The sequence below is a fragment of the Microbacterium sp. EG9 genome (assembly GCF_059759475.1).
Map to the genome: position 1 here is coordinate 3,167,915 of NZ_CM186217.1, position 12,892 is coordinate 3,180,806.

Annotated in this window: 11 protein-coding genes; 1 reads left to right on the forward strand and 10 read right to left on the reverse strand. The window is 69.0% G+C overall.

Annotated features, from left to right (window positions below; translation table 11 throughout):
• Window positions 1–22: 22 nt before the first annotated feature.
• The 7 genes from AC6CQV_RS14890 to AC6CQV_RS14920 all read right to left on the reverse strand — a co-directional run bounded on the left by AC6CQV_RS14890 (window position 23) and on the right by AC6CQV_RS14920 (window position 10,147).
• Window positions 23–1,252 (reverse strand): ROK family transcriptional regulator, encoded by a 1,230-nt coding sequence (locus tag AC6CQV_RS14890; protein WP_060959644.1) that lies wholly within the window; start codon window positions 1,250–1,252, stop codon window positions 23–25.
• A 17-nt stretch (window positions 1,253–1,269) separates the two neighbouring features.
• A complete protein-coding gene (locus AC6CQV_RS14895) occupies window positions 1,270–2,706 on the reverse strand; it encodes a glycoside hydrolase family 5 protein (protein WP_498259869.1) in 1,437 nt (478 codons plus the stop codon).
• Between the two features lie 22 nt (window positions 2,707–2,728).
• Window positions 2,729–3,628, reverse strand: coding sequence for a carbohydrate ABC transporter permease (locus tag AC6CQV_RS14900; protein ID WP_060959646.1), 900 nt, complete (start codon window positions 3,626–3,628; stop codon window positions 2,729–2,731).
• Window positions 3,615–4,493, reverse strand: coding sequence for a carbohydrate ABC transporter permease (locus AC6CQV_RS14905; protein ID WP_060959647.1), 879 nt, complete (start codon window positions 4,491–4,493; stop codon window positions 3,615–3,617). Before AC6CQV_RS14905 ends, AC6CQV_RS14900 begins: the two co-directional genes overlap by 14 nt.
• Window positions 4,494–4,545: 52 nt before the next feature.
• Window positions 4,546–5,793 carry an extracellular solute-binding protein gene (locus AC6CQV_RS14910; protein ID WP_498259870.1) on the reverse strand — a complete coding sequence of 416 codons (1,248 nt, stop codon included), beginning with the start codon at window positions 5,791–5,793 and terminating at the stop codon, window positions 4,546–4,548.
• Window positions 5,794–5,982: 189 nt separating this feature from the next.
• On the reverse strand, window positions 5,983–8,820 hold the full coding sequence (locus tag AC6CQV_RS14915) for a discoidin domain-containing protein (RefSeq protein ID WP_101307065.1): 2,838 nt from the start codon (window positions 8,818–8,820) through the stop codon (window positions 5,983–5,985).
• Between the two features lie 127 nt (window positions 8,821–8,947).
• Window positions 8,948–10,147 (reverse strand): AI-2E family transporter, encoded by a 1,200-nt coding sequence (locus AC6CQV_RS14920; RefSeq protein ID WP_498259871.1) that lies wholly within the window; start codon window positions 10,145–10,147, stop codon window positions 8,948–8,950.
• 63 nt (window positions 10,148–10,210) lie between these two features.
• On the opposite strand from AC6CQV_RS14920, the gene AC6CQV_RS14925 reads away from it, so the two are divergent.
• Entirely contained in the window at window positions 10,211–10,501 is a 291-nt protein-coding gene (locus AC6CQV_RS14925; RefSeq protein WP_498259872.1) for a chorismate mutase, read from the forward strand.
• 27 nt (window positions 10,502–10,528) lie between these two features.
• Here AC6CQV_RS14925 and AC6CQV_RS14930 read toward each other — a convergent pair whose 3' ends face one another.
• The 3 genes from AC6CQV_RS14930 to AC6CQV_RS14940 are packed head-to-tail and all read right to left on the reverse strand — an operon-like array spanning window position 10,529 to window position 12,536.
• Entirely contained in the window at window positions 10,529–11,215 is a 687-nt protein-coding gene (locus tag AC6CQV_RS14930; RefSeq protein ID WP_060959652.1) for a hypothetical protein, read from the reverse strand.
• Window positions 11,212–12,111 carry an ABC transporter ATP-binding protein gene (locus tag AC6CQV_RS14935; RefSeq protein WP_060959653.1) on the reverse strand — a complete coding sequence of 300 codons (900 nt, stop codon included), beginning with the start codon at window positions 12,109–12,111 and terminating at the stop codon, window positions 11,212–11,214. The genes AC6CQV_RS14930 and AC6CQV_RS14935 overlap by 4 nt, the downstream gene beginning before the upstream one ends.
• Window positions 12,108–12,536, reverse strand: coding sequence for a GntR family transcriptional regulator (locus AC6CQV_RS14940; protein WP_060959654.1), 429 nt, complete (start codon window positions 12,534–12,536; stop codon window positions 12,108–12,110). Before AC6CQV_RS14940 ends, AC6CQV_RS14935 begins: the two co-directional genes overlap by 4 nt.
• Window positions 12,537–12,892 lie beyond the last annotated feature (356 nt).

The following is a 12,892-nucleotide window of genomic DNA, read 5'->3' on the forward strand; positions in this document are numbered from 1 at the left end:
CAGGCGGATGCCGGGGTGGGGACTAGACCGCGAACAGTTCGCTGCGCGGCGTGTCGATCAGCGCGGTGATGGGCATGAGCGCCGAGCCGAGTGCGACGGTGTCGCCGCCGAACGTCGCCGGCACGAGTTCGAACTGCATCCCGAGGCGGTGCAGGCAGTTGCGCCGCACGGCGTCGGCGATCTGCGCCGACCGGTGCTCCATCAGCCGCATCCCGACCCATCCGCCGACGACGACGCGTTCCGGATTGGTGAGGTTGACGACGCTGCCGAGCGCCGCACCGAGCGCCTCGACGACGTCGTCGACGACGGCGCGCGCATCCGCGTCGCCGTCCGCCGCGGTGAGGAGCGCGCCGACCGCCTGCCATCCCGACCCGTCGAACGAGCCGCCGCGCGCCTGCCACGCGTGCAGGATCGCATCGGCGCCCAGGTAGGCCTCGACGCAACCGTTCTGCCCGCAGCGGCAGCGCGCACCGCCGACGTTGATCTTCGTGTGACCCCACTCGCCCGCGCTGCTGAACGCCCCGTGCGCGAGAGACCCGTCGGTGATCACGCCGAGTCCGACGCCGCGCCCGAGGAGGGCGACGACGGCATGGTCGATGCCGCGGGCGGCGCCGTACCAGAGCTCGGCCCGGGCCTGCGTCTTCGCGCCGTTCTCGGCGAAGACCGGCAAGTCCGCATCGAGGTCGCGCGGGAGGGGCCAGGGCTCCCACCCGAGGCTCTGGGCGTAGAGCACCTGGGCACCGTCCGGTCCGGTCTCCACGACGCCGGGCAGGCCCAGCCCGATGCCGAGCACGCGCGGCCACCGCTCCTGGTTGCGCGCGCGCAGGGCGGCGACGGCTTCGACGAGATCGCGGTGGATGCCGTCAGGAGTCTCATCGTGGCGTCCGCCGCGGAACTCGCGGTCGACCATCGTGAGCGACAGGTCGAAGAGCTCGACCGCCACCCCGCGCTCGCCGACATCCACACCGATCGCGTAGGCGCCCTCGGCGCGCGGGGCGATGAGCGAGATGGGCCGTCCGCCCCGCGAGGAGACGGATCCCACTTCCGCGAGCAGTCCGTCGTCGATCAGCTCGGACGTGATGTTCGCGGCGGATGCCGCCGAGAAGCCGCATCGCCGGGCGAGGTCCGCGCGCGTCGTCTCGCCCTGCTGGAGCACGAAGCGCAGCGCGGCCGCCCGGTTCTGCTGACGCAGTGTCGTGACGGTCGCGGAGGCGCGCGCCGGGGAGCCGGCCCCCCGGGCCTGTGCACTCATGGTTCGACGATAGCCCGTCATGTGCGCACCTCGAGTCGTCGCACCAGCACGGGCCGGGTGGCGGTGAGTTGGAGGCGCCCGTCGTCCCACCGCGCCGAGACGGCCCGGGGGTCGTCGGCGTCGACGTGCCAGGATGCCGGGCGCGTGGAGAACCCGAAGGAGAGGGGGGTGTCGGCGGTGACCTCCACCGGCACGTACTCGTCGCTGCGGTAGGCGGCCCCCGCGGTGTGATGCCAGATCCCCTCCGGGACGGGGGCGGCGGTGAACCGGGCGATCGAGGTCTCGCCCGATCCGCTGCGTCCCGTCCAGGCGGGAAGCTGCAGGTCGGGGCGCGCGAAGAGGGCATCGAGCACCGGGGTGCGCACCTCGCAGCGCTCCACCGCGACGGCGGCGAGATACTCCTCCAGGATGCGCCACGCGCGGTCGGGGTCGAGCGTCGCCGTCGGGTCGGCGATCAGCTCCCACCCCTCCGGCACCCGCGCCGAGAGGGGGGAGGTGAGCGTGTCGAGCTTCTTCCAGGGCCAGAAGTTCCAGCCGATGCCGTGGCGTTCGTAGAGCCGCGTCGCCGCGTAGACCCAGCCAGGCGTGTTCTCGCCGCCCTCGCCCATGTAGATCGGCAGGCCCGACTCGCGGCGCAGCTGCAGGAAGTCGGCGATGCTCGTCTCGTCGGGCGCGCACCAGTACCGGTGGAACTGCACGGCCTGGTTGTCGTCGTAGCGCATCCGCACGGGCTCGGGGTTGGTCGCCCAGTGGCTGCCTTCGTACATGAGCAGGTGGTGCGGGTCGATCTCGCGGATCGCCGCGGTGAGCTCGCGGTAGAGGGCGATCAGGTCGTCCTGATAGCGGTGCTGCCAGTCGTTCGGGAGGGGCTCGTTGAGCAGGTCGTAGCCGAGCACCGTCTCGCTGTCGCGGAACCGGCGGGCGATCTCGCGCCACAGCGCGACCGTGTGCGCGCGGTGGCACTCCGACATGAACAGCTCGGGGATGCCGCGGGGCGAGTCGTCGATGTTGGTCCCCGTCTGCCCGCCCGGCGCGCCGTGCAGATCGATCAGCACCCGCAGGCCGTGGCGTTCGGCCCAGGTGACGGCGCGGGCGATCAGCGCGAAGCCGTCGTCGAGGAAGCGGCCGTCGTCGTCCATCACGCCGCGCGCGTTGATCGGCAGGCGGACGTGATCGAAGCCCTGCGCCGCGATGAGGGCGAAGTCCTTCTCGGTGACGAACTCGTCGCGGAACCGGCGCCAGAACTCGGCCGCCCGCACCGGCCCCACGAGAGCGGCGATCCGCGCTTCGATCTGACGCGGAGAGGCCAGCTCGTCGCCGAAGCGCCACATGTACCCTTCCGCGAGCAGCCAGTTGCCGAGGCCCACACCGCGAAGGAGCAGGGGTCCGTCGTCATCGACGAGCTCGGTGCCGACGGCGCGGACGAAGCCGCGGGGGCGAGGGGGCGGGGTCATGGTGTTCCTCACGGGCGGGGCCTCATTTCAGGCCGGACAGGGCGAACCCTTGGACGACGTAGCGCTGGAAGACGACGAAGACGATGAGGATGGGCACGACCATCAGCGTCGAGGCCGCCATCTGCAGCGACGGGTTGGTGGAGATCTGCTGATTGAGCAGCGAGATGCCCACCGAGAGCGTGTACAGGCCCTGGTCGTTGGCGATGATCAGCGGCCAGAGGAAGCTGTTCCACCCGGCGATGAAGGTGAGGACCACCTGGACGGCGAGGATCGGTCCCGACATGGGCAGGATGATCCGGAAGAAGATGCGCCATTCGCCCGCGCCGTCCATCCGCGCCGCTTCGAGGATCTCCGTCGGGATCGTGGCCATGAACTGACGGAAGAGGAACACGGCGAAGCCCGACACCAGCATCGGCAGCGCGATGCCGATGAGCGTGTTGGTGAGTTTCATCCCGTTGAGGATGAGGTAGCTCGGGATCATCGTGACCTGACCCGGGATCATCATCGTGACCAGCACGAGGAAGAACAGGGCATCCCTGCCGGGGAAGTCGAACTTGGCGAAGCCGTAGCCGGCCGCCGCCATGAGCAGCAGACCGACCATGCAGATGACGACGATGAGCAGGGTGTTCAGGAGGTAGCGCCCGAAGTCCAGCTCGGTGAAGAGCTGGATGAAGTACTCGAGCGTCGGATTGCGGGGCAGCAGCTGCGGGGGGAACGCGACGGACTCGCTGCGCGGCTTCACGGAGGCGAAGATCATCCACAGGAACGGGAACGCGGTGATCAGCGCGCCGACGGTCAGCAGCGCGCCGATCACGATGGTGCCGGTGCGCCCGCGGCGCCGTCCCGGGCGCCCGCCGCGCGACGCGGACGGATGCGAGGCGAGGCGGCGGCCGCCGCGGGTGACGAGCTCAGTGGTCGACATCGGACCTCCTCAGACGCAGCTGGACGATGGTGATGGTCGCGATGATGGCGACCAGGACGACCGAGCCCGCACTCGCGTAGCCGAACTGGCTCGACGAGAAGCCCTTCTGGTAGAGGAAGAGCGCGATGGAGGTCGAGGAGCCGAGCGGGCCGCCCTTGGTGAGCACGAAGGGCTCGTCGAAGAACTGCAGCCAGGCGATGACGGTGGTGATCGTGACGAAGAAGATGGCGAAGCGCAGCAGCGGGAGGACGATCGAGAAGATCCGTCGCAGCCCGGACGCGCCGTCGATCGCCGCCGCCTCCAGGTACTCCTTCGGCACGCCCTGCAGGGCGGCGAGGAAGATGATCACGTTCAGCCCCAGACCGCGCCAGACGGCGACCAGCCCGACGGAGAACTTCACGACCGTGGGGTCGGAGAGCCAGGGGACCGGGGGCAGGCCGACGAGCGAGAGCAGGTAGTTGAACAGGCCGAACTGCGTGTTGTAGAGGTAGCCCCACACGAGGGCGACGGCCACGATCGCGGTGATGGCGGGCACGAAGTAGAACGAGCGCAGGGCGCGGAAGAAGCGCCCCTGCGACCGGTTGAGCGCGAGCGCGATCGCCAGGGACAGCACGATCACGCTCGGCACGCCGACGACCGCGAAGAGGGCCGTGTTTCCGAGGGCCTGCCAGAAGTCGGGGTCGGCGAACAGCGCGGTGTAGTTGTCGGCGCCGATGAACTGGATGCGCGACCAGTTGCCGAGACCGGCGAGGTTCATGTCGGTGAAGCTCACGAGGAGCGCCACGGCGATCGGCAGGATGCCGAAGACGATGAGCAGGAGCATCGCCGGAGCGATGAACGTATAGGGGACGATGCGGTTCTTCATGGCCTCAGGGCCGGGGGTGCGCGGCGATCGGGTCGCCGCGCACCCCCGGAGCTCAGTTCGCGGGGGTCCCGGCGGTGGTGGTGAACAGCGTCGTCAGCGCCTCATCGCGGTTCGCCCCGGTGAGCACGATCGAGTTCAGCGCGTCGAGCAGCGCCTTCCCCGTCTCGCCGTCCCAGTTCGGCACGAGCGGAAGCAGGCGCGAGGACGCGAGCTGCTTCGTGTAGACGGAGACCATCGGATCGCTGGTCAGCGCGCTGTCGGTGAGCGCCGCCTTCACGGTCGGCAGCTGGCCGTCGGACTGGTACCAGCTCACCTGCACGTCGGGCTGCGACAGGTAGTCGAGCAGCTGGAGCGCGCCGTCCTTGTTCTTCGTGGAGCCCCAGACGCCGAGGTTCGAGCCGGCGAGCAGCGACGTGTCCGTCGCCCCCGAGGGCACGGTGGTGACGTTCCACTTGCCGGCCAGCTCCGGCGCCGACTGCGAGATGGCGGCCGCGAGGTAGGGGCCGCTGACGAGCATGGGCGTGCTTCCCGTGATGAAGCCCTGCGTCTGGTCGAAGTCGCTGTTCGTCGGCACGCTCTTGTCGGCGTACAGCCCGGTGTACAGGTCGACGGCCTTGCCGAAGGCGGGGGTGTCGAAGTCGATCTTCCCCTGGCCGTCGACGATGTCGCCGCCCTGATCCCACGTCATGATGACCGGGAGGGCGCTGTCCCACTGGGGGATGTAGTACCCGTACGATCCGTCGCCACGACCGGCCAGGGTCTTCGCGTCGGCGCGCAGCTGGTCCCAGGTGGCGGGCGGGGTGCTGATGCCCGCCGCCTCGAGGATGTCGCTGCGGTAGAACAGCACGCGGGTGTCCGACACCCACGGCACCGACACGACCTTTCCGCCGATGGCGGTCGCGTCTCCGGCGACCCCGTCGACGAAGCGGGATGCCGCGAGGTTCTCGTGGCCGGAGAGGGTCGCCTCGTCGAGGGTGAGCAGCGCCCCGCTGTCGGCGTAGGTGCGCAGCTTGGAGAGCCCGATCTGCAGCACGTCCGGCCCGTCGCCCGAGGCGACCGCCGTCGTGAACTTCTGGTCGACGCTGTCCCACGGGATGGCGACGGTCTTCACGTCGATGCCCGTCTTGTCTTCGAACGGCTTCACGAGCGCGTCGAAGTGGGCGGAGCTGTCGCCCATGACCCAGACGGTCAGCTCCGTGGTGGTGGTGCCGCCGTCGCCGGGTGCGGATGACGAGCATCCGGCGAGGGTGACTGCGGTCAGGGCGGCGGTGCCCAGGGCGAGCCAGCGCATTCTCTTCATCGAGATGTCCTTTCGGGGTGCAGGAGGTGCGGTGCCGAGTCGGGACTCGGCGGCGAGAGGACGGGAAGAGACTCCTTCGTCCTTTCTCTAAGCCTTAGATTAAGGCATGTCGGATCTGGCGGCAAGAGGAGATCCGCCGCACACGACGCAGGGGGCCGCAGCCATCGCGACCCCCTGCGCCGATCGTGCTCAGTAGGACGAGTACACCGTCACCTCGTCGATCGACCACCACTGCGGCGCGACTCCGGTCTGCGTGATCCGGATGTAGCGGGCGCTCGTCGGTGCGATCGAGATCGGGCGTTTCCAGCCGTACGCGATGCCGGTCGCGGCCGTCGACCACGTCGACCCGTCGAGCGAGGTCTCGACGGTGAACCCGCGCGGGTAGTCCCACGTCGATCCGCTGTCGGTCTGCACCGTCACCATCGCGACCGTGCGGGTCGCACCCATGTCGATGCGGTACCACTCCCCGCCGGCCATGGCCTGACCGCTCTTCCACGAGGTGCCGTTCGCACCGTCGATCCCCGCGCCGGCTGTGCTGCCGGCCGCGGTCGTGGATGCCGTCGCCGTCCATCCCGAGTGGCTCACGGCGACCGGGGCGAAGCTCGACAGGCCGCCGGCGTACTTCGCGATGGTGGCGACGAAGCGCGCGTTCTGCGTGAAGTTGGCCGTGCCGAACTGCGACAGCTTCGACTGGTAGGTCGCCGCGTCGTCACTGTTGATGACCGGCACCGGCTTGCGATCGTCGTAGTACATGCCCCAGTACGCGAAGCCGTCCTCCGCCGATCCCTTGACCTTGTACGACCAGTTCGACCACGACACCTGCGAGGCGTTGAGGCCCGCCATGAACCGTGCCCAGACGTCGTCGTTGTAGTACAGCGAGTATTCGCCGTAGAGGATGGGCACGCCGGGATTCGAGAGCTTCGCGGCCAGTCCGCCCAGCTCGTTCGTCACGAGCTGGTTCTGCGCCGTCCAGTCCTTCGAGTTCGGCATGTCGTACGGGTGGTACTCGTAGACGACGTTCGTCCACCCGTAGGTCGACGGCGACGCCAGCTTGTCCAGGCCGAAGAACGCGCCGAGGAAGATCGCGTGATCCGCATCGATGGCGCGCACCGCGGTGTACAGCCGGTTGTAGTAGTCGCTCTTCTGGGCCACGTCGTCGCTGTCTTCGTTGTAGTCGATCAGCGGCTCGTTGATGAGGTCGTAGCCGGCGACAGCGGGGTTGCCGTTGTAGCGCGTCGCGATCTTCTTCCAGATGTCCTCCACCCAGTTCTGATACGTGGCGCTGCCCCAGAACCCGTTGGGATTCGGGCCGATGCGACCGCAGGAGCCCCACGGGCAGCCGCCGCCGGGAACCGTGTGCAGGTCGATGAGCACGTAGATCCCGCGGGATGCCGCCTCGTTCACGACCCAGTCGATCTTCGACCAGGGGTTCGACTTCCAGGTGCCGTCGAGGTTCAGGAACACGTTCCACCCGATCGGCACGCGGATGAAGTTCATCCCCGTGGCCTGGATCGCGTCGAGGTCGTTCGCCGTGAACCAGGTGTCCTGGTGCGTGCCGACGACGGAGGCCGTGGTGGTGGCGCCGAAGCGCGCGGTCATCGTGTTGGTCAGCGAGTAGTCGTCGTTGTAGAGACCGGCGGTGAGCTCGCCGATCGACCACCAGTTGCCCGCGCTTGCGGTCTGGGTGAGCCGGAAGTAGCGCGCCGCCTGCGCCGTGAACCCGATCGTCGAGGCCTTCTTGGTTCCCGCACCGGTGGCCACGGTGCTCCAGCTCGACCCGTCTCGCGACAGCTGGAGCGTGTAGCCGCGCGGCCAGTCGTCCTCGTCGGTGGTGTTCTTGGCCGTGTCGGTCGTGACGTTGTTGAGGGTGATGAGCGCGCCCATGTCCACCGTCACCGACTGTCCCGGTGCCTGCGCGGCGCCGGTGCTCCACCGTGTCGAGGTGGTGCCGTCGAGCATGTTCGCGGGGGAGGCGCCCACCGAGGAGGTGACGGCCCATCCTCCGCGGTCGAGCGAGGTCCCGCTCGAGATCGCGATCTCTGCGACCGACCACCACTGCGACGAGGTGCCGTTGGACGTGATCCGCAGGTAGCGGCCGTTCTTGGTGCCCTGGAAGTCGGCCTGCACGACGCGGTTCGCGCCGTAGCCGCTCGCCACCTTCGTCCAGCTCGCGTTGTCGTACGACGTGAACACGTCGTACACCCGGGGATAGTCGTTCGCCGTGGCCGCGCCGGCGTCGAACAGCACCTTGTCCATGTCGACGTTGCGTCCCAGGTCGACCGTCAGGGACTGTCCGGGCGCCTGCGGAGCGCCGCTCTGCCACACGGTGGAGACGTTGCCGTCGAGCGTCATCTGGGCGTTCGTGCCGGGGGCGCTGGAGGTCGCGGTGGCCGTGTGCGTGCCGTTGAACAGCACCGGGTCGCTGTAGAGGTTGATCTCACCGACCGACCACGGCGCCGCGGCGGTGCCGGTCTGCGTGACCCTCACGTACCGCGCCACCTGCGGGCTGAACTTCACCGTGGTGAGACCGTCCGCTCCGGGCTGGTTCGCCACGCTCGTCCACGTCGAGCCGTTCGACGAGGTCTCGACGGTGAGCGCCCGTGGCCACTGGCCGCCATTGGCCGTGTTGTCGATCGTGAGCCGGTTGAAGAGGGTGGCCGCCCCCAGGTCGAGGCGGATCCACTCGCCGCCGGCCTGGTTCGCGCCGGTCGTCCATCGGCTCGTGCCCGATCCGTCCAGCGCGTTCGCGGGGGTCCCCGCCGAGGCCGTCGCGGTCCAGCCGGTGCGGTCGGCGGCGAACTCGCCCAGCGGCGACATCCAGTCCTCCTGGGTGAGCCATCCACCGATGTTCGTGCCCCGGAGGTTCACGGCGGCGCCCGTGCCCGAGGACTTCTTCAGCACGTTGCCGCTGGCTTTGAGGAAGTCGGCGGAGGTGAGGGCGGCGGCGTGCGCCGCCGTCACGGGTAGGACGGCGGTCGCCGCCACGGCCGCGGCTGTGACCAGCGCGGCGAGAACATGTCGTTTCACGATCCTCCTTGATCAGCGCGGAACACCCACTGGTTCCGTCGCTGGTCAGCATCGCGAGCCGACGTCTACTTTGTCAAGGACTTAAAATAAGCCCAGCAATTACAGGGGCTTCAGAATTACAGGGGCCTCAGATGGCGGCATCCTGTTTCGGGATGAAGACCTTCTTGATGATGAGCAGGATCGACGCCGTCACGGGGATCGCGACCAGAGCGCCGAGCAGGCCCATCAGTGTGCCGCCGACGAGCGCGCCGATGACGACGAGCGCCCCGGGGACCGCGATCGCCTTGTTCATGACCTTCGGCGTCAGCACGTATGCCTCGAGCTGCATGTACACGAGGTAGGCGAGGGCGAAGATCAGCGCGGACAGCGGGCTGGCGAACAGGGCGACGATCGAGGCGATGCCCCAGAAGAGCACCGTTCCGACCAGCGGGATGATCGTCAGGCAGAAGGCCACGACCGCCATGAGGGCGGGGAACGGCAGTCCGAGCACCGTGTAGAGGATGAAGCTGACCACCGCGTTGAAGAACGCGAGCACGACCATCCCGCCCAGGTATCCGCCGACGGACTCGGTGATCTGCTCGGTGAGATCCGCCGCCAGCTCGCGGCTGCGCGCGGGGACCATGCGGTAGAACGCCTGCTTGATCTCGGGCAGCGAGGCCAGGAAGTACAGGCTCAGCACGACGATGATGATGATGCCGGAGAGGGTCGTGCCGATCGAGATGCCGATCTGCAGGACGCCGCCGCCGATGGCCGCGATGTGTCCCGGATCGGTCAGGAACTTCTGCACCTCGGAGAGGATCACCGGCACCTGGTCGCCGAACTGCTCGCGCACCCAGGCGTACAGCTCCGTCTGCTGGAACGACGAGACGAGCGTCGGCAGGTCGGTGATGAACTGGCTGATCTGGCGGACGACCGTCGGGACGATCAGCCACACCACCGCGGTGATCAGGACCGCGAAGGCGAAGTAGACGATGACGATCGCCCAGGCGCGCGCGACGCCGTGACGCTGCAGACGCTGCACGACGGGATTGAGGCCGAGCGCCACGAACAGGGCGAAGGCGACGTAGATCCAGACGGTCACGAGGCTGCTGACGGCGAGGCCGAGGAGGATCGCGACCAACCCGCCGAACGTGAGGAAGAAGCCGGCGACGAAGGGGCGGTTGATCGTGGTCCAGACCTGCCGTCCGGATCGTGCCACCGGCGGCGTGCCGGACTCCGCCGAGGACGCGACCGGCGGCCGGCCGCCCTCGTCGACGTCGGGCGTCGTCTGCGTCTTCGCGCGCCGCAGAAGTGAACGCTTGCCGGGCTCGTCGGTGCCTACTGCCATGGTCACACTCTAAGGCTGCGCGGCGGCGGAGCCGGTAAGGTCGGCGGAGACGAAAGGGAGCACATGACCGACGCCGCCGCGCACCTGCAGCGCCTGCGTGCCAGCATCGACAACATCGACGCCGCACTCATCTTCCTGCTGGCCGAGCGCTTCCGCTCCACGCAGCAGGTCGGTGTGCTCAAAGCGGAGCACCGGATGCCGGCATCCGACCCCGCCCGCGAAGAGCAGCAGATCGCGCGTCTGCGCCGCCTCGCGCTCGATGCCGACCTCGACCCCGAGTTCGCGGAGAAGTGGTTCAACTTCGTCGTCGCGGAGGTCATCCGCCATCACGCGGCGGCGGGCGCCGCAGACTGACGCGGCCCGGCGTCGCGGCCCGACGGCTCAGGGGATGGCGCGGCGGAGAGTCGCGAACGACACCGCCCCCAGCGCGACCCCCGCGACCGCCAGCACGCCGGTGAGGCCCATCGGTCCCAGCGCGGTGAGCCAGGCGCCGACCGCGGCCCAGGCCTCCAGTCGGGCGACGAGCCACAGTGCGGCGACCAGCAGCAGGCCGACCGTGACGAGGGCCACGGTGAGGCCGAGGGCGCCGTACCGCCGGTAGATCGTGGCTCCCCAGAACCCCAGGATGAACAGCAGCATCGCCGTGACGCCGAAGAAGACGCCGGCGCCGATCGCGCCCGCCGTCCAGATCCAGTCGAGCGAGAAGAAGTAGCCGTTCACTCCCCAGCCGCCCGTGGCCCGTTCGACGGCGCCGCCGACGGCGAAGACGAGGCCGAGCATCGCCGCAGTCACGAGGGCGGCCAGCATGGTGCCGAAGAAGAACTCCCGCCGGGTGATGCTCAGCGCCTGCGAGAACGGGAAGGTGTAGCTCAGCGACATGATGCCCAGGCCGAAGAAGTACCAGATCGGCGCCTGACTTCCGCCGCCGTACTTCGCGCCGCCGTACGGGATCATCGCGAAGATCGCGATGGAGAGCACGAGCGTGGCGCCGAGGATGATCAGCGGCAGCCACACGAACGTGTACTTGTTGACGAACTGCATGCGGGCGACGGTGACGACACGGTTCATCGGAGTGCTCCTTCGGCGGCGGCGTTCTCGGCCTGGTGCTGGGTGAGGCGGACGATCAGCTGCTGCAGCGACACGGGCCCCGCTTCGAGGCCGGATGCCGCCAGGCGTGCCCGGTCGTCGGCATCGAGCGCGCCGAGCACCGTGACGCTGGTGACGCGCCCGAGGCTCTCCCGGTGGAGCACCTCGCGGCCCGCGGTGAAGGCGGCCACCGCGTCGGCGTCGCCGACGATCGTCGCGGCCCGCCCGCGCACGGCGTCGGTCTCCTCGTCGAGCAGGATGCGGCCGCGGTCGATGACGATGACCCGCTCGATGAGGTCGGCGACCTCGTCGATGAGGTGGCTGGAGAGCACGATCGTGCGCGGGTGCTCCACGTAGTCGGCGAGGAGGCGGTCGTAGAAGATCTGCCGGGCGACGGCATCCAGCCCGAGATAGGGCTCGTCGAAGAAGGTCAGCTCGGCGCGCGAGGCCAGGCCGATGATCACGCCGACGGCCGACAGCTGTCCGCGGGAGAGCTTCTTGATCCGTGTCTTCATCGGCAGCTGGAACGCGCGCACGAGGTCGTCCGCGAGCTCCTGGTTCCAGTGGGGGAAGAACATGCGCGCCATGCGGAACGCGTGGCCCGGTCGGGCGTCGTCGGGGTAGCGCTGGCTCTCCCGCACGAAGCAGACGCGGGTGAGCACCCGGGCATTCTCGTAGGGGCTCTCCCCGAACACGCGCACGTCACCGGAGGTGGCGAAGTTCTGCGCCGTGAGGATCGACATCAGCGTGGTCTTGCCGGCGCCGTTGCGTCCGAGCAGGCCGTAGATGACGTTCTCCTCGAGGGCGAGCGAGACGCGGTCGAGGGCGGTGGTGTCCTTGTAGCGCTTGACGAGATCGGTCACGTCGACGACGGTCATCGTGCGTCTCCTTCCGGGAACGGGGCGGTCGGTGCTGGTGCGGACGGGTGGGCGGCGGAGGCCGGCCGTGCGGCGGCCTGTTCGCGGACGAGGGTGGCGAGTTCGTCCGGGGTGAGGCCGAGCGTGCGCGCCTCGGCCAGCAGGGGCTGGATGAAGCGTGCGGCGAACGCGGCCCTGCGTTCGAGGCGCAGCTGCTCGCGCGCTCCGATCGCGACGAACATCCCGATGCCGCGCCGCTTCACGAGGACACCTTTCTCGACGAGCATGTTCACCCCTTTCGCGGCCGTGGCCGGGTTGATGCGGTAGAACGCTGCGAGCTCGTTGGTCGATGGCGCACGCGAGTCCTCGGCGAGGCTGCCGTCCACGATGGAGTCCTCGACGTTCTCGGCGATCTGCACGAAGAGTGCGCGTCCCTCGTCGATCACGGGACCTCCCGGCATCCGGTTTCTTGGTTAATTACTTGACTAAGTAACCATAGAACGTCGATGACGTCAAGCGTCGCGTCCCGCGGCCCGGCCCGCGCGCACGCGCGATAGCGAGCCGTCGGCGAAAGGTCCAATTTGCGTGAGCATTCACAGGGATGAAACCGTGGAGCACGGCCCCTTGCGGGGTCGATGACCCAGACCAGTCCGCGACCGCTGTCGTGCCCGTTGGCACCGGCGGACGTACGGTCGGCGGCCTTTGCGCGGACCCGATGTCCTGCGCCGAGCGTTCAGCACGAGCGCGAGCGGCCGTCACCCGGGCGTGACCGATGCAGCCTGTGCACCGGGCTGCCGAGGTG

What these genes read in the sequence shown, in the direction of transcription:
- AC6CQV_RS14890 (WP_060959644.1), bottom strand. Translation starts at nt 1,252, where the DNA reads ATGAGTGCACAGGCCCGGGGGGCCGGCTCCCCGGCGCGCGCCTCCGCG.
- AC6CQV_RS14895 (WP_498259869.1), bottom strand. Translation starts at nt 2,706, where the DNA reads ATGACCCCGCCCCCTCGCCCCCGCGGCTTCGTCCGCGCCGTCGGCACC.
- AC6CQV_RS14900 (WP_060959646.1), bottom strand. Translation starts at nt 3,628, where the DNA reads ATGTCGACCACTGAGCTCGTCACCCGCGGCGGCCGCCGCCTCGCCTCG.
- AC6CQV_RS14905 (WP_060959647.1), bottom strand. Translation starts at nt 4,493, where the DNA reads ATGAAGAACCGCATCGTCCCCTATACGTTCATCGCTCCGGCGATGCTC.
- AC6CQV_RS14910 (WP_498259870.1), bottom strand. Translation starts at nt 5,793, where the DNA reads ATGAAGAGAATGCGCTGGCTCGCCCTGGGCACCGCCGCCCTGACCGCA.
- AC6CQV_RS14920 (WP_498259871.1), bottom strand. Translation starts at nt 10,147, where the DNA reads ATGGCAGTAGGCACCGACGAGCCCGGCAAGCGTTCACTTCTGCGGCGC.
- AC6CQV_RS14925 (WP_498259872.1), top strand. Translation starts at nt 10,211, where the DNA reads ATGACCGACGCCGCCGCGCACCTGCAGCGCCTGCGTGCCAGCATCGAC.
- AC6CQV_RS14930 (WP_060959652.1), bottom strand. Translation starts at nt 11,215, where the DNA reads ATGAACCGTGTCGTCACCGTCGCCCGCATGCAGTTCGTCAACAAGTAC.
- AC6CQV_RS14935 (WP_060959653.1), bottom strand. Translation starts at nt 12,111, where the DNA reads ATGACCGTCGTCGACGTGACCGATCTCGTCAAGCGCTACAAGGACACC.